Source organism: Streptomyces sp. NPDC088350 (assembly GCF_044753545.1).
GTDB lineage: Bacteria > Actinomycetota > Actinomycetes > Streptomycetales > Streptomycetaceae > Streptomyces.
On sequence record NZ_JBIVNL010000017.1, the window covers coordinates 55128 to 76766 of the forward strand.

At 71.8% G+C, this 21639-nt stretch carries 20 protein-coding genes; 9 read left to right on the forward strand and 11 right to left on the reverse strand.

Annotated elements, in window-relative coordinates; all coding sequences use genetic code 11:
* Positions 1–19 precede the first annotated feature (19 nt).
* Positions 20–826, forward strand: coding sequence for a squalene/phytoene synthase family protein (locus ACIQBL_RS42615; protein ID WP_401952817.1), 807 nt, complete (start codon positions 20–22; stop codon positions 824–826).
* Here ACIQBL_RS42615 and ACIQBL_RS42620 read toward each other — a convergent pair.
* From ACIQBL_RS42620 to ACIQBL_RS42630, 3 genes are all read right to left on the reverse strand, one after another.
* On the reverse strand, positions 823–1410 hold the full coding sequence (locus ACIQBL_RS42620; protein WP_401952820.1) for a TetR family transcriptional regulator: 588 nt from the start codon (positions 1408–1410) through the stop codon (positions 823–825). The two genes, ACIQBL_RS42615 and ACIQBL_RS42620, sit on opposite strands and share 4 nt — an antisense overlap.
* A complete protein-coding gene (locus ACIQBL_RS42625; protein ID WP_401952823.1) occupies positions 1407–2900 on the reverse strand; it encodes an MFS transporter in 1494 nt (497 codons plus the stop codon). The genes ACIQBL_RS42620 and ACIQBL_RS42625 overlap by 4 nt, the downstream gene beginning before the upstream one ends.
* Before the next feature lie 120 nt (positions 2901–3020).
* Positions 3021–4232, reverse strand: a complete 1212-nt coding sequence (locus ACIQBL_RS42630; protein WP_401952825.1) for an FAD-dependent monooxygenase — start codon at positions 4230–4232, stop codon at positions 3021–3023.
* Between the two features lie 92 nt (positions 4233–4324).
* Between ACIQBL_RS42630 and ACIQBL_RS42635 the strand changes: the two genes are divergently transcribed.
* Positions 4325–4789 (forward strand): hypothetical protein, encoded by a 465-nt coding sequence (locus ACIQBL_RS42635; protein ID WP_401952828.1) that lies wholly within the window; start codon positions 4325–4327, stop codon positions 4787–4789.
* A 23-nt stretch (positions 4790–4812) separates the two neighbouring features.
* Here the strand turns inward: ACIQBL_RS42635 and ACIQBL_RS42640 are convergent, their stop codons facing one another.
* Positions 4813–5508, reverse strand: a complete 696-nt coding sequence (locus ACIQBL_RS42640) for a ribonuclease H (protein ID WP_401952831.1) — start codon at positions 5506–5508, stop codon at positions 4813–4815.
* A gap of 259 nt (positions 5509–5767) precedes the next feature.
* Positions 5768–6562: a VOC family protein gene (locus ACIQBL_RS42645; protein ID WP_401952834.1), complete on the reverse strand. Its 795-nt coding sequence runs from the start codon at positions 6560–6562 to the stop codon at positions 5768–5770.
* 121 nt (positions 6563–6683) lie between these two features.
* On the opposite strand from ACIQBL_RS42645, the gene ACIQBL_RS42650 reads away from it, so the two are divergent.
* The 4 genes from ACIQBL_RS42650 (at position 6684) to ACIQBL_RS42665 (ending at position 11465) form a co-directional block, all read left to right on the forward strand.
* Entirely contained in the window at positions 6684–7844 is a 1161-nt protein-coding gene (locus ACIQBL_RS42650) for a zinc-binding alcohol dehydrogenase family protein (RefSeq protein ID WP_401953195.1), read from the forward strand.
* A 184-nt stretch (positions 7845–8028) separates the two neighbouring features.
* Entirely contained in the window at positions 8029–9471 is a 1443-nt protein-coding gene (locus ACIQBL_RS42655) for a family 2B encapsulin nanocompartment shell protein (RefSeq protein WP_401952836.1), read from the forward strand.
* 16 nt (positions 9472–9487) lie between these two features.
* Positions 9488–10540 (forward strand): family 2 encapsulin nanocompartment cargo protein terpene cyclase, encoded by a 1053-nt coding sequence (locus ACIQBL_RS42660; RefSeq protein WP_401952839.1) that lies wholly within the window; start codon positions 9488–9490, stop codon positions 10538–10540.
* A gap of 49 nt (positions 10541–10589) precedes the next feature.
* Positions 10590–11465, forward strand: coding sequence for a geranyl diphosphate 2-C-methyltransferase (locus ACIQBL_RS42665; RefSeq protein WP_401952841.1), 876 nt, complete (start codon positions 10590–10592; stop codon positions 11463–11465).
* A 1-nt stretch (position 11466) separates the two neighbouring features.
* Here ACIQBL_RS42665 and ACIQBL_RS42670 read toward each other — a convergent pair whose 3' ends face one another.
* Complete coding sequence (locus ACIQBL_RS42670) at positions 11467–11862, reverse strand: STAS domain-containing protein (RefSeq protein ID WP_401952844.1); 396 nt, start codon at positions 11860–11862, stop codon at positions 11467–11469.
* 232 nt (positions 11863–12094) lie between these two features.
* Between ACIQBL_RS42670 and ACIQBL_RS42675 the strand changes: the two genes are divergently transcribed.
* The 3 genes from ACIQBL_RS42675 (at position 12095) to ACIQBL_RS42685 (ending at position 15447) form a co-directional block, all read left to right on the forward strand.
* Entirely contained in the window at positions 12095–12769 is a 675-nt protein-coding gene (locus tag ACIQBL_RS42675; RefSeq protein WP_401952847.1) for a response regulator transcription factor, read from the forward strand.
* Between the two features lie 24 nt (positions 12770–12793).
* On the forward strand, positions 12794–14458 hold the full coding sequence (locus ACIQBL_RS42680) for an ATP-binding protein (protein ID WP_401952849.1): 1665 nt from the start codon (positions 12794–12796) through the stop codon (positions 14456–14458).
* A gap of 77 nt (positions 14459–14535) precedes the next feature.
* Positions 14536–15447: an SGNH/GDSL hydrolase family protein gene (locus ACIQBL_RS42685; protein WP_401952851.1), complete on the forward strand. Its 912-nt coding sequence runs from the start codon at positions 14536–14538 to the stop codon at positions 15445–15447.
* On the opposite strand, the gene ACIQBL_RS42690 is transcribed toward ACIQBL_RS42685, so the two are convergent.
* The 5 genes from ACIQBL_RS42690 to ACIQBL_RS42710 are packed head-to-tail and all read right to left on the reverse strand — an operon-like array spanning position 15404 to position 21639.
* On the reverse strand, positions 15404–16108 hold the full coding sequence (locus ACIQBL_RS42690; RefSeq protein ID WP_401952853.1) for a TetR/AcrR family transcriptional regulator: 705 nt from the start codon (positions 16106–16108) through the stop codon (positions 15404–15406). The genes ACIQBL_RS42685 and ACIQBL_RS42690 overlap by 44 nt on opposite strands.
* A complete protein-coding gene (locus ACIQBL_RS42695; protein ID WP_401952856.1) occupies positions 16075–18081 on the reverse strand; it encodes a CocE/NonD family hydrolase in 2007 nt (668 codons plus the stop codon). The genes ACIQBL_RS42690 and ACIQBL_RS42695 overlap by 34 nt, the downstream gene beginning before the upstream one ends.
* Positions 18078–19808, reverse strand: a complete 1731-nt coding sequence (locus ACIQBL_RS42700) for a dipeptide ABC transporter ATP-binding protein (protein WP_401952859.1) — start codon at positions 19806–19808, stop codon at positions 18078–18080. Before ACIQBL_RS42700 ends, ACIQBL_RS42695 begins: the two co-directional genes overlap by 4 nt.
* Positions 19808–20686 (reverse strand): ABC transporter permease, encoded by an 879-nt coding sequence (locus ACIQBL_RS42705; RefSeq protein WP_401952861.1) that lies wholly within the window; start codon positions 20684–20686, stop codon positions 19808–19810. The genes ACIQBL_RS42700 and ACIQBL_RS42705 overlap by 1 nt, the downstream gene beginning before the upstream one ends.
* The gene (locus ACIQBL_RS42710) at positions 20683–21639 is read right to left on the reverse strand and encodes an ABC transporter permease (RefSeq protein ID WP_401952864.1); all 957 of its coding nucleotides are present in this window, start codon (positions 21637–21639) and stop codon (positions 20683–20685) included. The genes ACIQBL_RS42705 and ACIQBL_RS42710 overlap by 4 nt, the downstream gene beginning before the upstream one ends.

The following is a 21639-nucleotide window of genomic DNA, read 5'->3' on the forward strand; positions in this document are numbered from 1 at the left end:
GCGGATCGGTGATGCGTACGTGGCGGTGAGGCTGTTGTTGCCGGCGGAGCCGCATCCGCCGGTCGTCGCCCCGGTGGCCTACATGCACGCGACCGACGAACTGATCGACACCGGTGACGTGGACGCGCGTACGGCGGCCCTCGCCGACTGGGACGCCGAGACCACGGCGGCTCTGGAGAACGCCGAACCGCCCGTCCAGGACACTCTGTTGGCGCTCCGGGACGCCGCACGCCGTCACCCGGGTCTGGCCACGCGGGTTCGCGACTTCCTCGACGGCGCTCCCGTCGAGGTGAGTTGGACCGGTTTCGAGACGGAGGCCGACTTCCAGGCGTACGTGGACAGTTACTCACTGCCCGCCTTGATGCTGACCGCGTCGCTGCCCGCGCCGGGCGACGACGACGGTTCGTACGTCAGGGGATGCCGGGATCTGATCGAGGGCTGGCAGCGCAGCGACTTCCTCGCCGACCTGTGCGAGGACACCGAGAACGACCGTATCGGCATCCCTCGGGACGAACTCGCCCTGGCGGGACTGAAGTTCGAGGATCTGCGCAGCAAGTCGCCGGCATGCGTACCGGCGTTGGACCGAGTGGTCCGGGCACGGGCCGACCTCGCCGAGGCCACGCTCACAAGGTGCCGTACGCTGCCCGCTCTCGTCGCGGCCGAACACCGGCCGTTCCTCGACGCTCTGATCGCCGTCCAGGAACTACGACTCGGCGCGGTGCGACGCGAAGGCGGCAGGGTCCTCCTTCACGACACGGGGCCGGGGGCGTTGGCCGCGCTGCGGGTCCTGGCCCGGCAGTACCGACGGGCACGCCGATACCCCTAGGGCGTCAAGTGGGCCTGCACGGTGGGTCCGTAGTGGTCGACGATGGTGTCGATCGGGGTCGAGCGCAGTCGGGAGCCGCGGGCGATGCCGTACATGACGCCGAGGCCGAGGAGGGTCGCGACGGCGAGTTCGGCGCGCAGGGCGGCGTCGGGGCCGGGGAGGCGTTCGGTGAGGCGGTCGACCACCTGGGCGCGGAAGTTGACGCGGAGGATGTCGCCGTGGTCGCCCTGGAGGGGCGCGAACGCGATCCGCAGCAGCGGGTCGGCGCCCCGTTCGCGCTGGCTGACCAGGACGTGCAGGACCATGTGGTGGCCGAGTTCGTCGAGCGGGGCGTCCAGGAGATCGTCCGCGTCGGTCTCGAAGGACATGACGCGGGCGAACAGGGCGTCCTTGTTGCCGAAGTACTTGAGGATCAACGGCGCGCTGACACCGGCGCGTTCGGCGACGGCCTTGAGGGTGATGTCGGCGTGCGCGTTCCGCGCGAGGAGGTAGCGGGCCGCCCTGAGGATGGCCGCCTTGGTCGCCTCGGCGTCCCGGCGTGCGGGCGGGGACGCAGTGGGTGGCGTGGTGCTCACGGCACTCATGCTCCCTCCAGCGCCTCGTCCCGCGCGTCCTGGACACGGTCACCGGCGCGCCGGGGGTCGTCGGGGGCGGGGTCGCCCGGGATGGTAAGCGCCGCCGCGGAGGCCATGAGGGCGACCACGGCCGCGATGGCGAACGCCATCAGATAGCCGTGCAGCGTGGGCAGTCGGAGGCCGCCGACCAGGCTGGTGTGGTGCACCAGTACGGCGGCCACCACGGCGCTGGAGGCGGCCTGGCCGATGGTGCGCATCAGGACGTTGACACCGTTGGCGGACGCGGTCTGGCCGGCCGGGACGGCGCGCAGGATGAGCGTGGGCAGCGCCGAGTAGGCGAAGGTGGTACCGGTGGCCACGACCGAGGCGCCCAGGATGATCGACCACAGGTCACGGCTGTCGGCGATGCGCACCACATAGCCGAGCGCGATGATCGCGGCTCCGATGGCGAGCGTGACGCGCGGGCCGCGGGCCGCCGAGATCCGGGCCGAGACGGGCGACAGCAACAGCATGATGACACCGCCGGGCAGCAGGCACAGGCCGGTCTGGACGATGGACAGTCCGAGGCCGTATCCGGTGGCCTTGGGCGCTTGCACCAGTTGGGCCGTGACCAGGGAGTTGGCGTAGAACGCGAAGCCGGTCAGCAGGGCCGCCACATGGGAGAGACCCACCCGGGGCCGGGACACCAACCGCAGGTCCACCAGCGGGAGTTCGCTGCGCAGTTGCTGCCACCACCACAGGCCGAGCACGACGAAGGTGGCGAGGAACAGCGACAGGATGCGCGGACTCCCCCACCCCCATTGGCCGCCCTGCGACACCCCGAGCAGCAGACACACCAGTCCTACGGCCAGCCCGAGCGCGCCGAGCACGTCGAAGCGGCCCGGTTCACGGACCGGCGACTCGCGCACCGCCCACCAGACCGCCGCCACGCCCAGCGCGCCGAGGGCACTGGTCGCCCAGAACATGACGTGCCAGTTGGCGTACTGGACGATCAGCGCCGCGAGCGGCAGTCCGAGCGCGGCGCCGATACCGACCGTGGAACTCATCAGCGCCACCGCGCCGCCCCGGCGCTCCGGGGGCAGTTCGTCCCGCAGGATGCTGATCGACAGGGGGACGACGGCGGCGGCTGCGCCTTGGAGCGCGCGGGCGGTGATGAGCACGCGGATGTCGGAGGACAGGGCGCACATGACCGAGCCGACGGTCATCAGGCTCAGGGCGCCGGTCAGGATCCGTCGCTTGCCGTACATGTCGCCGGCCCGGCCGAGCACGGGGGTGAGGACGGCGCCGGAGAGCAGGGTCGCGGTGACCATCCAGGAGACGGCGCCCGCGGAGGAGTGGGTCAGCCGGGGCAGGGAGGGCAGCAGCGGGACGACCACGGTCTGCATGACCGCCATGAGGATCCCGCCGAACGCCAGCACCGGCACGGTGAGCCGGTCCCGCAAGGGGGGCCGCCCGGCGGTGGTACCGGGCGGGTCGGGTATCGGGACGGGCTGGCCCATGGGCACTCCAGCGGACACGAAAAAAGAAGGTGAATGGCTATTCACCTTATCCGGTGAATAGCCATTCACCCAGTCTTCCCGAACCCGCGCCCGGAAGGCCGACCGCTCGCGGAGGGCGCCCTACCTGCGGGAGGCGAGCGCCCGCGCGTGCACGGTACGGGCCACCTTGGGGCCCAGCCAGCGCTTGAACCGGCGCAGCGCCTCCAGCCGTCCCGCCGCCTTGTCGATGCCGTAGTACACCTGGGGCGGGACATACGGCAGCAGCGGCGAGTGGCGCTGGCCGAGCAGGGCGAACATGCGGTGCGGGGGGAGGTGGATGTAGCGCTGAAGGTTCTCGTACCACTGGGCGCTGTAGCGGGCCGCGCTCTGGATCGACAACAGGGCGGATTTACGGCGCTGTTCGTAGACGGCGAGGGCCTGCGGGAGTTCGGTGTGGTCGCGCAGGGCGTCGGCGAGCGCCATGGCGTCCTCCAGGGCGAGGGTGGTGCCGGCGCCGATGGAGTAGTGGGTGGTGTGGGCGGCGTCGCCGAGCAGGACGAGGTTGCCGCGGTGCCAGGTGCTGTTGGTGAGGGTGCGGAAGTTCAGCCATTGGGCGCTGCCGTCGGCCGAGGCGCGGCCGATGAGGGAGTGACCGTCGAGGAGGTCGGCGAAGAGCTTCTCCAGCAGGGCGAGTCCGTCGGCCTCGGCCGCCGTGTCGAGGCCGAGGCCGGTCCAGGTCTCGGGGGCGCACTCGATGACGCAGGTGCTGCCCTCGGGGCCGAACGCGTAGCCGTAGCACCAGATCCAGCCGTGGTCGGTCTCCACGAAGGCGAAGGTGAAGGAGCCGAAGACCTTGCTGGTGCCGAGCCAGATGTACTGGTTGCGGCCGGGCTTGAGTTCGCTGCCGAAGTGGTCGGCGTGGCGCGAGCGCAGCGCGCTGTTGACGCCGTCGGCGGCCACGATCAGATCCGCGTCGGGCAGGTCGTCGGCGGTGACGTCGTGGTCGAACTCCAGCCGTACGCCGAGGGATCGGGCCCGTTCGGCGAGGATCTTGAGGAGCCGGTGGCGGCCGATGCCGTGGCCCTCGTCACCGGGTTGAGTGGTCGTCAGGTCCCGGATGCGGGCGACGCCGTCGCTCCAGCGCACCGAGTGCTCGTCGACGGCCCGCGCCGACTCGGCGTCGTACTCCCGGAGTTGGTCGAGCAGTCCGCGCCAGTACGTCACGCCCCAGCCGTAGGTCGAACCCTCGGGGTTGCGCTCGTAGACGGTGATGTCGTGGGACGGGTCCTGCCGCTTCAGCAGGATCGAGAGATACAGACCGGCGGGCCCGCCTCCGACACAGGCGACCTTCACGCGCACACCCCTGGAGATTACTCAAAGTGGTCAAGTAGGACCGCAGAGTAGCAGGCTGGAAGAGCGGTGACGCGCTTCTCTATCATCGGGCGGTGGACTGGGGAACTCTTGCGGGCACCGCTCTCGGCGCGGTCCTGGGTGTCGGTACGACGCTGGTCGCCGAGCGGGCGCGGTGGCGGCGGGAGCACACGGCCCGTGAACGCGCCGTCAAGCAGCAGCTGTACGCCGAGTACCTCGGGGCGCTCTCGCTCACCACGCACCAGCTCAGGGACCTCAAGCGCGACGCGGGCCTGAGCAGGGAAGAGCGCATCAGGCGGGCGGGCGAGGTGCTGGGGTCCACCGCCGCCTACAATCTCCGCTACCAGATGCTGATCATCGCCCCCGAGCCTCTCGGCACCACGGCGGACCAGGCGTTCCGGTGCGTCCGGGATCTGCGGGACCGCTTCGACGGACCCGACGTCGGCACGGACCCCGAGTGGTCGCCGACGATGAGCGCCGTCAGTGAGAGCCTCAAGTCCCTCCGGGCGGCGATGCGTTCGGATCTCACCTCGGACTGAGCCCGCCTCCGGCCACAGGCACCTCAGGCCTCGGCGGTACGGCACTCCGGGTGGCCCCAGCCCTGGGGGTTCTTGCTGATGGGCTCGCCGGCCGCGTAGGCGCGACCGCACAGGCAGCGGCCGGGGAACTTCGCCTTGATGGTGCGGGACGAGGAACTCGCGCTCTTCCGGGGCGACTTGGCGGCACCCGGGCGGGCGGACTTCTTCGGGGTGTCGGGCGAGGGCGGCGGTTCCGGGGAGCCGAGGTCGCTGCCCGCGGGTTCCTGGACGATGGCGGCCTGGCTGGCGGCGCGGTCGGCGAAGTCGTTCAGCCGGTCGCCGTCGACCTGGTGGGCGGGGACGTAACGGAACTCGACCGAGCGGCCGTCGAGCAGCTCGTCGATGCGGACGACGAGTTCCTGGTTGGCGACCGGCTTGCCGCCGGACGTCTTCCAGCCGTTGCGCTTCCAGCCCGGCAGCCAGGTGGTGACCGCCTTCATCGCGTACTGCGAGTCCATGCGGATCTCCAGCGGTACGTCCGGTGCGGTCGCCGTCAACAGGCGCTCCAGCGCGGTGAGTTCGGCGACGTTGTTGGTGGCCCTGCCGAGCGGTCCCGCCTCCCAGCGGGCCGGGCTCTCCTTGTCGTCCGACACGACCCAGGCCCAGGCCGCGGGCCCCGGGTTTCCCTTCGAAGCCCCGTCGCACGCGGCCACCACACGTTCACGCATGCGCCCGATCATGCCATGACCGCGCGACGGGCTCCGCGCCGCCCCGGACGGACGGGGCCCCGCCGTACGCCCTGGACCGGGTGACCGCGGCCCGGCTGTGGGCCGTATCCGAAGACCTCCTCCGCCCGCCCCCTACGCTGCGCGGATGACCTCGCGACACGAGCGGTGGGCCCGGCTGCGCCGTCGCCGTGGCCAACCGCGTGGCCACCGCCGCTGGGCCGAGCGCCGCGCCCAGGGCGGCCACTCGGCCCGCGAACCGCGGCCTGCTGGGCTACACGGCCGTCATCGACGGCATCTCTCCCTGGGTCGTGGTCATGTCGATCACCGAGAACGAAGCGCCCTGCGGGTCGCTCAGCGCCGCGAACCGCCCGAAGGGGCTGTCCATGGGGCCGAAGCGGAGGACGCCGCCGAGCTTGGTGGCCTTGGCGACGGCGTCGTCGCAGTTGTCGACGGAGAAGTAGACGTTGACGTACGACGGGACCTCGGGCGGGAACTCTTCGCCCATCTTCATCCGGCCCAGGACCGGGTTCCCGCCGAGGTTGTAGACGCGGAAGTCGACGTTGCCGTCGTCCACCTGCTGTGCCGAGTACGGGAAGACCGCCGGGAGGAACCCGTCCGCCTTCTCGGGCTCGCGGGTGAAGACCTCGGCCCAGGCGTAGGCGCCGGGCACGCCCGAGGCCTCGAAGCCCTCGTGGGTGCCGCCCTGCCAGACGCCGAAGACGGCGCCGCTGGGCTCACTGGCCAGGCACATCGTGCCGAACTCGCCGACCTGCATCGGCTCCATCAGCACCGTGCCGCCGTTCTCCCGGATCTTCGCCGCGGTGGCCGTCGCGTCCGGTGACGCGAGGTACAGGCACCACTGCGACTGGCCCTCCTGGCCGGGCATCGGCGGTACGACGGCCGCCACGGCCTTTCCGTCGACGAAGGCCTGCGTGTAGTTGCCGTACTCCGACGACGCCTCGCCGAAGGTCCAGCCGAGGACGTCGCCGTAGAAACTCTTCGCTCCCTCGACGTCACTGAACATCGCGTCGGCCCAACAGGGGGTTCCCTCAGGTTGTACGGCCATGGCAGCGGCCCTCTCCGGTAGGTCGGGTTGTCCGAAATCTCACGCTAGTCACCCGGAGAGCGGGGCGCGCGCCGAACGCGGCGGTCGGTTCCACACTGGACGCATGGCGGATGCGACGACGATGCGCGCATGGGCGGTGGGCGAGCCGGGGCCGGTCGAGAAGGGTGCTCTCCGGTTCGTGGAGAAGCCGGTCCCGGTGCCGGGGGACGACGAACTGCTCGTCCACGTGCGCGCGTGCGGGGTGTGCCGGACCGATCTGCATGTCACCGAGGGGGATCTGCCGGTGCGCCGGCCGGGGGTGACTCCTGGGCACGAGGTCGTCGGGGTGGTGGCGGGGTTCGGGGCGGCGGTGACCGGCTTCGCGGTCGGCGATCGGGTGGGCGTCGCGTGGTTGCGCCGTACCGACGGCACGTGCGTGTACTGCCGGCGCGGGGCCGAGAACCTGTGCCCGCGCTCCGAGTACACCGGCTGGGACGCGGACGGCGGTTACGCGGAGTACACGACCGTGCCGGCCGCGTTCGCCCACCGGCTGCCCGCCGGCCTCGACGACGTGTCCCTGGCACCGCTCCTGTGCGCCGGGATCATCGGCTACCGCGCCCTGCGCCGGGCCTCGCTGCCGCCCGGCGGACGACTCGGTCTCTACGGGTTCGGGGGCAGCGCCCATCTGTGCGCGCAGGTGGCGCTCGCCGAGGGCGCCACCGTGCACGTGCTGACCCGGGGCGCGGCGGCGCGGCGGCTCGCGCTGGACCTGGGGGCGGGGGGGGGGGGGGGGGGGGGGGGGGGGGGCGCCGCCGCCCGCGGGGGGGGCGGCCCGCGCGGGGCGGGGGCGGGGGGGGGGGGGGGGGGGGGGCGGGGGGGGGCGGGGGGGCCGGGGGGGGGGCGCGGGGGGGGGCCGCGTCCGCGCCCCGCGCCGGAGCCGTTGGACAGCGCCATCCTGTTCGCGCCGGTCGGCGATCTCGTGCCGGTCGCGCTGCGGGCGCTCGACCAGGGCGGGGTCCTCACGGTCGCGGGCATCCACCTGAGCGACACACCGCCACTGCGCTACGAGAGCGAGCTGTTCTACGAGAAGGAGCTGCGCAGCGTCACCTCCAACACCCGTGCGGACGCGAGGGAGTTCCTCGATCTGGCCGCCCGGCACGGCGTGCGCGCGACCACCCACACGTATCCGCTGTCGCGGGCCCCGGACGCGCTGACGGATCTGAAGGCGGGCCGCTTCGACGGAGCCGCGGTGCTGGTGAACGACCTCAACGAGTGGGCGGCGCACGGGGTTTCACACCGGTGAGGCGTGTTCGCGCCCCGCGCGCCGGGGTGCGGGAACGATCGCTTCCCCGCCCCGCCTCGATCACCGGGTTTACCCCCTCCAGGGCGTGAAGCCGCCCCCTTCGCGCGGTTACCGGTCCTGGGCAGCACTGTTTGGCTTGTACACCGACGACGCGCTCACCCCTGTTCACCTCCCGGGAGGGAATGTGTCCACTCCGGAAAGCGCCCACGGACCCGCCACCGACGAGCCCGACCCCGCGACCCCCGGCATCGGACAGCTCACCAGCCTCAGCACCGTGGCGGCACGCCAACTCGCCACGACCACCAAGTCCGAACCGCAGATGCAGGCCATCACCTCACGATGGCTGCTGAAGATGCTGCCCTGGGTGGACGTCAGGGGCGGTGCCTACCGCGTCAACCGGCGGCTCCAACTCAGCGTCGGCCGCGGCCGGGTGCGGTTCGAGCAGAACGGCGCCGACGACATCAAGGTCATCCCCGAGACACTCACCGAACTGCCCGTGCTGCGCGGGTACTCCGACACGGAGGTCCTCAAGGAGGTCGCGGGCCGGTTCCGGGTCCGGGAGGTGCGGGCCGGCCAGGTCCTCTTCGAGGCCGGACAGCCCGTCACCGAGGCCCACTTGGTCGCCCACGGCCGCTTCACCCGGTACACCGCAGGGAAGTACGGCGAGGAGGAGGTCCTCGGCGTCGTCACCGACGGCGACCAGATGGGCGACGAGGCGATAGGGCAGTCGGACCCGCTGTGGCTGAGTTCCGTGCGCGCCGAGACCGCGGGCGTGCTGCTGGTCCTCCCCTGGGACGTCGTCGCGGAGTTCACCGAGCGGGTGCCGTCCCTCGCCGCCCATCTGGAGGCGTACGCCGAGCGGCAGCGGCTGCCGATGAACCGCAGGGGCGAGGCCGATGTCCCGGTGCGGGCCGGGCATGTGGGCGAGCCGACGCTGCCCGGCGGCTTCGTGGACTACGAACTCGCCCCGCGCGAGTACGAGTTGTCGCTCACCCAGACCGTGCTGCGGGTGCACACCCGGGTCGCCGACCTCTACAACGACCCGATGGACCAGACCCGGCAGCAACTCCGGCTCACCATCGAGGAGATCCGCGAGCGGCAGGAGTGGGAGCTGGTCAACAACCGGGAGTTCGGGCTGCTGCACAGCGTCGACTACACCCAGCGCATCAGCACCTTCACCGGCCCGCCGACCCCGGACGACCTCGACGAACTGCTCGCCATGCGGCGCAGGACACGGCTCTTCCTCGCCCACCCGAAGGCGATCGCGGCGTTCTTCCGGCAGTGCAACAAGCGCGGTCTGGTGCCCGGCACGGTGAACGTCGAGGGGCACGAGATCCCCGCGTGGCGCGGTGTCCCGTTCTTCCCCTGCGGCAAGATTCCGATCACCCCGCAGCACACCAGCAGCATCATCGCGCTGCGCACCGGAGAGGCCGACCAGGGCGTCATCGGTCTCGTCCAGACCGGAATCCCCGAGGAGTACCAACCCGGCCTGAACGTCCGCTTCATGGGCATCGACGCCGCCGCGATCATCCGCTACCTCGTCACCGCGTACTACTCGCTGGCCATCCTGGTCCCCGACGCGGCGGGAATCCTGGAGAACGTCCAGATCGGCCGGACCGCCGAATGACGGCCTGGAGCACCTCATGACCACACCCGCGACGACCACCTGTCTTCCGCTGCCCGGACCGCCGAACCTGGCGAGCACCGTGCGGGCCCGCCGCACCGGAGCGATCCCCGGGCTCACCTACCGACCGGCGGCTCCCGCCGACCCCGAGAAGGCCGCGGAGATCGACCGCAGACTGGAGACCTGGGCGCGCGGACTCGACCTGTTCCCGGCCGCGTGGGACGGGGACTTCGCCGGGTTCCAGTTCGGCCGGGCCGTGGTGCTCCAGCACCCGGGGGCGCTCGACCTGGAACGGCTGACCGCCGCCGGCAAGCTGCTGCTCGCCGAGAACATCGTCGACAACTGCTACTGCGAGGAGGACGAGGACAAGGGCGGCTCCCACCGGGGGCTCGGCGGCCGGCTGATCATGGCCCAGTCCGCACTCGACCCCCTGCACAGCGCCCCCGAACTGGAGGTCGAGTGGCGGAACGGCGTACAGGCCGACGGGCCGCTGCGCTCGTACCACTTCGCGCTGAAGGACTACGCCCTGCTCGCCACCCCGAGCCAGACCGACCGGTTCGTGCACGACATCGCCCGGCTGCACCTCGGCTATCTCGCGGAGGCCGCGTGGGCCGAGATCCGGTACAGGCCGCGCGTCTGGGAGTACCTGGTGATGCGGCAGTTCAACAACTTCCGGCCCTGTCTGTCGATCGTCGACGCCGTGGACGGCTACGAACTGCCCGAACAGGTCTACGCCCGGCCCGGGATCCAGCGGATCACCGCCCTCGCCGGAAACGCCACGACGATCGTCAACGACCTCTACTCCTTCACCAAGGAGCTGTCCGACCCCGGCCACCTCAACCTGCCGCAGGTCGTCGCCGCCAACGAGCGGTGCGGGCTGAAGGCGGCCTATCTGAAGTCCGTCGAGATCCACAACCGGATCATGGACGCCTTCGAGGAGGAGTCCGCGGCCCTGTCCGCCGCCTCGCCCCTCGTCGAGCGCTACGCCCAGGGCCTCGCCGCGTGGGTGTCCGGCAACCACGAGTGGCACGCGACCAACACCCACCGCTACCACCTGCCCAACTACTGGTAACAGACCGGTTCCTGACGCCCTGTCGGACGTACCACGCTAGGAGTCACCGTTGACCACCGCCGACGCCGGCACCACAGCAGCACCGGTGCCGACCCAGTCCACGTACCAGAACCGTGTCGCGGACTACTGGAACGCCGAAGAGAACCCGGTCAACCTCGACCTCGGACAGATCGACGACCTGTACCACCACCACTACGGGATCGGCGGGGCCGACGAGGCCGTACTGGAGGAGCCCGACCCCGTCCGGCGCCGGGAGCGGCTCACCGCCGAACTGCACCGGCTGGAGCACGCGCAGGCCGAACTCCTCGCCGCCCACCTCGGCAAACTCACCCCGATCGACCGGGTGTTCGACGCCGGGTGCGGGCGCGGCGGCGGCAGCGTGGTGGCACATCTGCGCTACGGCTGCCGGGCCGACGGGGTCACGATCTCCGCCAAGCAGGCCGAGTTCGCCAATGCGCAGGCCCGTGACCGGGGCATCGACGGCAAGGTGCGCTACCACCACCGGAACATGCTCGACACCGGTTTCCCGACGGGCGCGTTCGCCGCGTCGTGGAACAACGAGTCCACGATGTATGTCGAGTTGGACCTGCTGTTCGCCGAGCACGCCCGGCTGCTGCGCCGCGGCGGACGATATGTGGTGATCACCGGCTGCTACAACGACACGTACGGCCGGGCCTCGCGCGAGGTGTCCCTCATCAACGCCCACTACATCTGCGACATCCACCCCAGGTCGGAGTACTTCCGGGCGATGGCCCGCAACCGGCTGGTCCCCGTCCACGTCCAGGACCTCACCGAGGACACCATCCCCTACTGGGCCCTGCGCAGGCAGGCCGACCACCTGGTCACGGGCATCGAGGACACGTTCCTGGCCGCCTACCGCAACGGCAGCTTCCAGTATCTGCTGATCGCGGCCGACCGCGTCTGACTCAGCAACGGCCGGCGATCCGCGAGGCCGCCTCCGGGAGGCCCGGCACCGGGTCCAGTACGTCCAGCGTGCCGTGCGCCCGCAACAGGCGCACGGTGCGCGGGGCGCACACCACGGCGAAGCCCGCCCCGCCCTCCCGCACCCGGCGGCGGAACCGCAGCACCAGGTTGAGCCCGGTGGAGTCGATGAAGGTGGTGCGGCGCAGATCGACGACATAGGCGGGCGCGCGCAGCGCGACGACCGAGTCCAGCCACTCGCGCAGCCGGGTGGCGGTCGCGAGATCGATGTCGCCGTGCAGGTCGACGACCAGCAGGCCGTCCCGCGCCCCCAGCAGGGCGTGTTCGCCGGGTGCGGGCCAGGCCGGTGTGGGCACCGGCTCCAGGCTGTTCTCGTGCAAGGTGTTCCGTCCCCGTTCCGTGCCTCTCGCGCGCGGGCGCGCGATCCGGCGCGGGTCCGTGCGGCGGTGTCGGCATCCCCGCACCGCACGAGCCCGCGCCGGAACTCCCCCCGAGCGGCTCCCCCTTGAACCGTGGGTGCCTCCTGTTCCACCTTCGCCACATGGTCGGGGCATCAACGCCCGCTCATCAGCGACACAACGAGCGGGCCGAGGTCGGGCCGGGTGATGTGCGATGCGTCCGCACCTGGCACTGATCGAGGACGAACCCGACTTCGCACTGATGTGCCGTTCCTATCTGGAGCACGAGGGATTCACCGTCACCTGGGCCATGGACGCCCGCGCCGGCAAGTCCGTCCTCCACGAGAGCCGCATCGATCTCGCCGTCCTCGACCTGGGCCTCCCGGACGGCAGCGGCCTCGAACTGCTGCGGGCACTCCGCTCCACCAGCCGCCTGCCGGTCATCGTGGTCACCGGACGGGGCGCGGAGGCCGACCGGGTCGCGGGCCTGGAGATCGGCGCCGACGACTACCTGGTCAAGCCGTTCTCCCAGCGGGAGTTGGTGGCCCGCATCCGGGCCGTCCTCCGTCGCTCGCAGCCGCCGGAGATCCCGGCGGTGTTCCAGGTCGGCTCGCTGCGCATCGACACGGCCGCCCGCCAGGCGTCCGCCGACGGCGTCCTGCTGACGCTACGGCCCAAGGAGTACGCCCTGTTGGAGATGCTCGGTCAGGCGCCCGGCCGGGTGTTCTCCACCGAGCAGGTCCTCGAACGGATCTGGGGCGCCTCCTGGCAGCAGCCCGCGACCGTCATCGAGCACGTGTACCGCCTGCGCGGCAAGCTCGCGGCACTGCCCGTGCCCGCGCCCCGGATCACCACGGTCCGCGGCTACGGCTACCGCCTCGACCCCTGAGACCCGAGACCCCAGAGAGCCACCATGCCACCCCTCGCCGCCCCGGACTTCCGGCTGCTCTTCGACTCCTCGCTGTCCCCGCTGCTGATCCTCAGCCCCGACTTCACCATCGTCGAGGTCAACCGCGCGTATCTCGCGGCCACCCGTACGGAGCGCACGATCGTCGGCCGGCGGATCTTCGACGTGTTCCCCGACAACCCGGACGACCCGTCGGCGGACGGCGTCGCCAATCTGCGCCGCTCGCTGGAGTCGGTGGTGGCGACGGGCCGCAAGGACACGATGGCGTTGCAGCGCTACGACATCCCGACGGGTGAGGCGGGCGGCTTCGCCGAGCGGTACTGGAGTCCCGTCAACTCCCCCGTCCTGGACGGCGACGGACACGTCACACACCTCATCCACCGGGTCGAGGACGTCACGGACTTCGTGCATCTGCGCCGGGTCGGCCGGGAGCAGGAACGGGCCGCCGCCGAGGCGCAGATGCGGGCCGAGGGCATGGAGATCGACCTGTTCGTCCGGGCCAGGGAGATCCGCGAGGTCAACGAGCAGCTGAGCCGAGCCAACGCCGAACTGGACGCGGCCGGACGCCGGTTGAGGGAGGAGCAGCGGGCCAAGGACCGGTTCATCGCCACGCTCTCGCACGAACTGCGCAACCCCCTCGCCGCCGCCACCGCGGCCGTGGAACTCCTCGCCCTGGACCTGCCGGACGCCGGCCATCCCGCCCTGGGCGTCCTGGAACGGCAGTTGGGCACGCTGGTGCGGATGAGCAACGATCTCCTCGACGGGACACGGGCGTTGACCGGCCGCCTTGAACTGGTGCCCGAGCGGGTCGACGTGCGGTCCGTGGTCGAGGGCGCGTGCGCCGACATCCGCAGCCTGTTCGGACACGAGGAGCGGATCCTCCACGTCACCCTGCCGGACACGCCCGTTGTGGTCGAAGGGGACCGGCTGCGGCTGGCGCAGGTGCTGACGAACCTGCTGTCCAACGCGCTCAAGTACACCCCGCCCGGCGGGCGTACGGAGGTCCGGCTCACGGTGGAGGACGAACAGGTCCGACTGACCGTGCGGGACGACGGCATCGGCTTCGAACCCGCCCAGGCCGAGGACCTGTTCGGGGTGTTCATGCGGGCGGCACCGGCGGGCCCCAACACTCCCGAGGGCCTCGGCCTGGGGCTCGCGGTCGCGCGCACAGTGGTCGCCCTGCACGGCGGCCGGATCGGCGCGCACAGCGAAGGCCCCGGCAAAGGCGCGACGTTCACGGTCCTGCTGCCGCAGGCAGACGAGACGGCTCCGGAGCCGGTACGGCCGTCCGCGCCCCCGCGATCCCGGCGCCACCTGGCCATCCTGATCGTGGAGGACAACACCGACCTGGCCGCGACCTACCGCACCCTGCTGGAGCGGCAGGGCCACCACGTCACCGCCGTCCACACCGGCGCGGACGCGCTCACCGCGACCGAGTCCGACGTCTTCGACGTGGTGCTGTGCGACCTGGGCCTGCCCGACACCGACGGCTACACGGTGGCCCGTACGGTACGCGCCCGCCCGCACGGCGACCGGCCCCGCCTGATCGCGGTCACCGGCTTCAGCCAGGGCACCGACCGCTCGCTGTCCCGGACGGCCGGCTTCGACGCCCATCTCGCCAAGCCGCTCCCGCTGACCGATCTGCTGGACCTGCTGGAGCGCCTGGAGTAGCCGGGTGTCTTCCCCCTTCCGCCCGGCTGTGCTTGCCTGGGGAGCCATTTTCCGGTGCCCGGGGCGGGAGTTGCCGTATGCGGAAGCCGTGGGTCGTGGGTGTGGTGCTGGCCGGAGTGCTGCTCGGGGCGTGCACGGACCCGTCGTCCGGGCCCGAGGCCGCGCCGCCCACCCCGTCCGTGCCGGCGACCACACGCCAACAGGCACCGGTGTCGCCGAGCGGTGCCCCGGTGAAGTCGGCGCCCGGCGTGCTGTATCTCGGGGACTCGCTCGCGATGGAGAGCCAGAAGGTGCTCGGGCGGGAACTCCGCGACACGCTGGCCGCGACGTACACGAGCGCCCCGTACTCGGGGACCACGCCGTGCGACTACCTGGAGGGTGCCAAGGCGGGTTCGCTGGTCCCGGACGCCGACAAGGCGGCCACGCTGGTGCGTTCACTGCACCCGGACTTCGTGGTGCTGCAGTTCTGGGGCAACGCGTGGGCCTACACGCCCTGCATGGACGGGATCACCTACGCCGCCGACCGGGAGAGGTACTTCGCGCGGTACAGGGCCGACGTCAGGAAGCTCACCGCGCAGATCGCGACCGCCGGGGGCGCGCGACGCCCCACGATCGTCTGGGTGTCGCAGGGCCCCGACCCGATCACCCCCGAGCGCGTCCGGGCCGTCAACGCCCTCTACGAGGCACAGGCCAGGGCCACGGGAGACATCGTCGCCGACGCCGGCAGGACCGTGAGCCCCGCCGGGGCCCGCTACACCTGGGCCCAGTACCTGCCCTGCACCGCCTACGAACGCGCCCACCCCGACTACTGCACCCAGCCGGGCAACGGCCGCACGGCCCTGCACCTCGACACGGACTACCTGCACTTCTGCCTGGTGCCGACGACCTCGACGCCCAGGCCGTGCCCGGTGCGCTCCCCCGGCATCCTGCGGATCGCCCGGGAGATCACTCGGGTGATCGGCGCCCAGGCCCCAGCTCCGTCTCGATGAGCCGGTTGAGGTGCCGGCGGGCGTCCTCGGTGCTCAACGGGGGTGCCTGGCGCAGCCGTTGAAGGGCGAGGCCGTCGGCGAGGGCGGCGAAACGGACCGTGAAGCCGTCGAGGTCGTCCGTGCCGAACTCCCCGTCGGTGACACCCCGTTGGGCCAGCGCGCGGATCTGCTGGTGCCAGGTCTCGTACCGTCGGGCCTGTCCGCCGGTGAAGGCCGCGTCCGTGCCCTGCTCACCGGCGTTCCAGTAGTCGAACCACATCCGCCAGTGCCGGTCGGTGTCCTCGGTGAACAGCGCGTCGACGAGCAGCCGCAGCGCCTCCGCCCCGCTCGTCGCCTGCTCGGCGGCCTCGCTCAACTCGGCGTAGTAGCGCTCGATGTGCAGGACCATCGCCTCGGAGAGGATCTCCTGCACACTGCCGAAGTGGTAGGTGACGGTACCGACGGAGACCCCGGCGGCGGCTGCCACGTCCCGTACGCCGACCGAGGCGTAGCCGCGTTCCGCTATCAGCGGGACGGCCGCCTCGACGATGAGCCGGCGGCGCACCTCGGTGGGCTGCCGGGTCCGGTCGGCGGCGGCGACCGCACGGCGCGGGGACCTGGCGGCCGGCTGAGGCTGCTTGGCGGCCGTCATCCCGACGTCCTCGGGGTGGTGCGGTGCCATGCGCGCTTGGCCACTGTCTCTCCGTTCGCCCGTGCTTCGACGCGACTGTCCATGACGAAGTCCGCGGCCGTGGCGCGCAGCTCCGTCCGCGCCATGATCTCAGCGTCGTAGTCGTCCCAGCGCCGCAGCCGGATGCGCCACTCCGAGGCGGCGTGCGCGGACAGCGGGTCGTCGCCGCGGATGCGGTACGTCTCCCGCGCTCTCTCCTCGTAGCGCAGCCCGTCCGGATACGTCCGCGATCCCCCGTAGTTGGGGTCGACCTCCAGCGTCCACTCCCCCTTGGCGACATCGTGGGTGACCAGCCGCTCGGGGTTCGGCTCGGCGGGACGGTCGTAGGTCACGTCGAGCGGGATCGCCTGTTCGGGCTCCTCGAAGCGGATCGGCGGCTCCTCTCCGGCTTCCCGCACGGGCAGTTGTACGGCGCTCTCGGCCGGTACCACCCGCAACTCGCCGCGCTCACCGTGCGGCCACACCCACGGCCAGTAGGTGTCGGAGACGGCGAGCCGGATGCGGTGGCCGGGCGGGACGGCGTAGCCGATGCCGTTCAGTTCGAACCCGACGTCCTCGTACGTCCCCGGTGTCCACTCGACGGCCCGGTCACGGCCGTGCCGGCTCAGCAGGTTGAGCACGCCCCGGGTGACGAGCGTCGATGAACCGTCCGGCGCTACGTCGCACAGCCGGGCGATGACGTGGGCGCGCGGGGTGGCGCTGTCGAGGCGGAGCCGGACGCGCGGGCGGCCGAGGATCTCGATGCGCGCGGTGAGCGGTTCGGAGTCGAAGCAGACCGAACGGCCGTCCTCCTCGCGCTGGTCCGGCGGCAGGTCGCTCGCGTTGCCGAAGGGGAAGAACCGTCCGGCGTCGAGACCGGTGTGCTGCGGGGTGCGCACGAGGACCGGGTCACTGCCCGCGCCGAGGGGACGCGAGTCCCAACCGACCCTCGGGCTCGGCCACTTGGCGTCGCCCACCCAACGGCCGGGCAGCACGTCGTACGACGTCGCCGGCGGGACCGGGTCGGTGATCCAGGCCCGCAGCAGGGGCTCCTCCATCGCTCCCGTGTCGATGCCCTTGAGGTGCTGGTCCCACCAGCGCAGGGTCTCCTGGAGGAAACCGATCGCGGGGCCGGGCGGCAGTCCGCGGTCGGGGTACTGGTGCGACCAGGGGCCGACGATCCCCCGGACGCGGTCCCCGGGGAGGTGCTCGACCAGGCGCAGCACGGCGTCCCGGTACGGGTCGTTCCAACCGCCGACCGCGAGGACGGCCGCGTCGATCGCGGTGTAGTCCTCGCAGACGCTGCCGTGCTTCCAGTAGTCGTCGCGCTGTTGGTGGTCGAGCCAGGTGTGCAGGAAGGGTTCGAGGGCATCGAGGCGTTCGCGCCACATCGGCACCCAGCGGTCCGCGCCCACGCTCGCCGGGTCCGGCGGGCGGGAGGCGAAGGCGAGCATGGTGCCCGCCCAGGCGAGCATGTCGATGCCGAGGACCGCGCCGCCGGTGTAGTGGACGTCGTTGTCGTAGCGGTCGTCGGTCGAGCAGACGGTGACGATCGCCTTGAGCGGCTCGGGGGCGAGGGCGGCGATCTGGAGGGCGTTGAAGCCGCCCCAGGAGATGCCGAACATGCCCACCTTGCCGGTGCACCAGGCTTGTGCGGCAAGCCAGTTGACGACATCGACGCCGTCCGCGAGTTCCTGCGCGTCGTACTCGTCGCCGGGCAGGCCCTCGCTGTCGCCGTGGCCGCGGATGTCGACGCGGACGGAGGCGTAGCCGTGTCCGGCGTACCAGGGGTGGCGCTGGGCGTCGCGGGGTGCCGTCCAGTCGCTCTTGCGGTACGGGAGGTATTCGAGCAGCGCGGGTACGGGGTCCGACTCGGCGTCGACCGGCCGCCAGATGCGGGCGTGCAACCGGGTCCTTCCGTCCCGGGTGGGGATCCAGACGTCCTCACGGACGACCTGGCGGTCGAACTGTTCGCGGTACTTCACAGAATTCCTTCCGCCACGGGGGCGTTGAGGGGGCGCCAGCGTCGGACACGGTGGCCGTCGTCGCCGTGGCCGGTCCAGATGTCGTCCCCGTCCGCCGCGTCGACCCAGTCGGCGGTGTCGTCGGCATAGGGCAGCGCGTCGGGGTCGGGTTCGAGGGCGGCGGCCATGAGCTGGCGCGTGTAGGGGTGTTGGGGGTCGGCGAAGACGGTCTCCGTCGGGCCCTCCTCCACGACGACTCCGTGGCGCAGGACGACGACCCGGTCGGCGATGCCCCGCACGACGGCCAGGTCGTGGCTGATGAACAGGCAGGCCAGGTCGCGCTCGCGGCGCAGGTCGTCGAGGAGCCGGAGCACATCGGCCTGGACGGAGACGTCCAGGGCGGTGGTGATCTCGTCGGCGATCAGGACGTCCGGCTCGCCCGCCAACGCCCTTGCGATACCGATGCGTTGGCGCTGTCCGCCGGAGAGCTGCGCGGGCAGGCGGTCGGCGAGGGCCGGGTCGAGACGTACGTCGGCGATGAGTTGGCGGGCCCGCTCGGTCGCCTCCGTGCGGTCGGCCGCCGTGCCGAAGAAGCGCAGGGGATGGCGGACCGCGTCGCCCACGGAGCGGCGGGGGTTGAGCGAGGTGTCCGCGTTCTGGAAGACGAGCTGCACCCGGCGCCGCAGGGACAGGGGGCGTTGCTGCGCGGGGCGGGCCAGGTCGCCGTCCGGGTGACGCATCGTGCCGCCGGACGGGGTGCGCAGTCCGGCGAGGCTCCACGCGAGCGTGGACTTGCCGCTGCCCGACTCGCCGACGAGGGCGAGGACTTCACCGCGCCGGACCTCGAAGGAGACGCCGTGCACGGCGCGGGTGCTGCCGTAGTCGATGGTGACGTCCTGCGCGGACACGGCGACCGGGGCGTCGTCCGGTACCTCGGCCCTGGACCTGACCTCCCGCTCCCCCGCCTCGCCGACGACCGCGAGCCCGGCGTCGTCGAGCCGCGGCACGCTCGCCAACAGGCGCTTGGTGTACGGGTCTTGGGGCTGGGCGAACAGCTGCCTGGTGGGCGCCGATTCGACCACCCGGCCCGACCGCAGGACGGTCACCTCGTCGGCCATGTGCGCGACGACTCCGAGGTCGTGGCTCACCAGCACGGCGGCGAGGCCGAGTTCGTCGCGCAGGGCGGCGATCAGGTCGAGGACGCTGCGCTGGGTGACGACGTCCAGACCGGTCGTCGGTTCGTCGAGGACGAGGACCTTGGGGCGGGCCGCGATGGCCATGGCGATGGCGACGCGCTGCTGCTGGCCGCCGGACAGCTCGTGCGGATAGCGGCGGGCCAGCTCGGCGGGGTGGGGCAGCCGGACCTGTTCCAGCAGATCCACGACGGGTACGTCACCGCCCGCCTCGGCGATCTGCCGGCCGATGCGCATGGAGGGGGTGAGGGCGTGGCCGGCGTTCTGGCCGACCATCGCGACCGTGCCGCCGCGCAGTCGTCGCAACTCCCGTGCGGGCAGGGCGAAGACGTCGGCACCGGCCACCTCGACCGATCCCCCGGTGATCCGGGAGCCGTGGCGCAGATGGCCGAGGAGGGTCGCGGCGACGGTCGACTTGCCGCTGCCGGACTCGCCGACGAGCGCGTGGGTCTGTCCCTCGGCGACGTCCAGCGACACCTCGTGCACGACGGGCACGTCCCGGCCGCCCGAACGGTAGGCCACGGACAGGGAGTTGACGGAAACGATCGAGGTCATCAGGAGCCCTCCCTGATCCGGTCGACGCCCCACGCCTTGGACAGGCCGTCGGCCGCGAGGTTGAGCCCGACCACGAGGGTGGCGAGGGCGATGATGGGAGCGAGGCTCGCCATCGGGACGACGGTGATGGCGGTGCGGTTCTCGGCGACCATCAGACCCCAGTCCGGAGTCGGCGGGTCGGCGCCGAAGCCGAGGAAGGACAGCGAGGAGATCAGCAGGACGACCCAGGAGGCCCGCATCGCGAACTCCACGCACACCACGTCCGTGATGTTCGGCAGGATCTCCCTGCGCAGGATCGACCAGGTGCTCTCACCGCGTGCGCGGGCCGCGGTCACGTAGTCGGCGGGGACGACCGCGAGGGCGGCGCCGCGCACGACGCGGACGACCTGCGGGACGTAGGTGATCGCGACGGCGAGGACGATGACCGCGGGGCCGGTGCCGAGGGCGGTCACGACGACGAGGAGTGCGAGGACCGAGGGGATGGACAGGATCGCGTCCAGGACCCGGCCCAGTACGTCGTCGAACCAGCCGCCGCGCAGTGCGGCGGCGCAGCCGATGACCGTGCCGAGGGCGACGGTCAGCAGGGTGGCGGCGACGGAGACGCCGAGGGCGTACCGGCCGCCGTGGAGGACGCGGGCGAGGACGTCGCGGCCGTACTGGTCGGTTCCGGCCCAGTGCGACCAACTCGGGCCGAGGAGCGCGTGGTTGGCGTCGTTGGCGATGGGGTCGTAGGAGGTGAGGAGGGGTGCGAGCAGGGCGATCACGACGTGCACGGCGACGATCGAGAGGCCGATGAGCGCGGTGCGGGAGGTGCTCAGGGTGCGCCAGGCGCGGGTACCGCGCACAGCCGTGGTCGGGACGGTGTCGAGCGTGGTCATCGGGTCCTCCCTCGGGTGCGGAGCCTGGGGTTGAGGGCCATGGTCGCCAGGTCGGCCGCGAGGTTGCAGACGACGTAGACGACCGCGCTGATGAGGGCGATGGCCTGGATGGTGGGGAGGTCGCGGTTCTGTACCGAGGAGAGCATCAGCTTGCCGATGCCGGGGTAGTTGAAGACGTTCTCGACCACCGCGACCCCGCCGACCAGCCAGGCTACGTTGAGCGCGATGACGTGCAGGGTGGGCAGCAGGGCGCTCGGCAGGGCGTGCCGGGTGACGACCCGCCAGGTGGAGAGGCCCTTGAGGCGGGCGGTGGTGACGTACTCCGTGGCCATCACGTCGATGACCGAGGTGCGGGCCATACGGACGATGTACGCGGCCATCACCACGGCGAGCGCGAGGGCGGGAAGCCATACGGCGGGCAGGAGTTGGCCGACGGTGGCGTCGGGGCCGTAGAGGACGACCGCCGGGAACCACGGGAGGGCGACCGAGAAGCACAGGACGAGGACGGTCGCGACGACGAACTCGGGGACGCTCATGCCGATCAGGCTGACGGTGGAGATGACGTGGTCGGGCCAGCGGTCGCGGTACAGGCCCGCGAGGATGCCGAGGACGAGCGAGCCGGTGACCGCGAAGAGGACCGTGACAACCGCGATCAGGGCGGAGTTGGCGAGGTACATGGACACTTCGCCGCCCACCGCCTTGCCGGAGACGAGGGAGGTGCCGAAGTCGCCGTGCAGGGCGCCGCGGACCCAGTCGACGTACCGCTCCCAGGCGGGATGGTCGAGTGTGAGCTTGGTGCGCAGGGCCGCCACGGCGTCCGGGGTCGCGTCCTTGCCGAGGATCTGGGTGGCGACGTCACCGGGCAGGGCCTGGACGGCGAGGAAGACGAGGATGGAGGAGAGGAAGAGGGTGCCAACTGCGGCTGCGATACGGCGGGTTATGAAGGAGAGCAT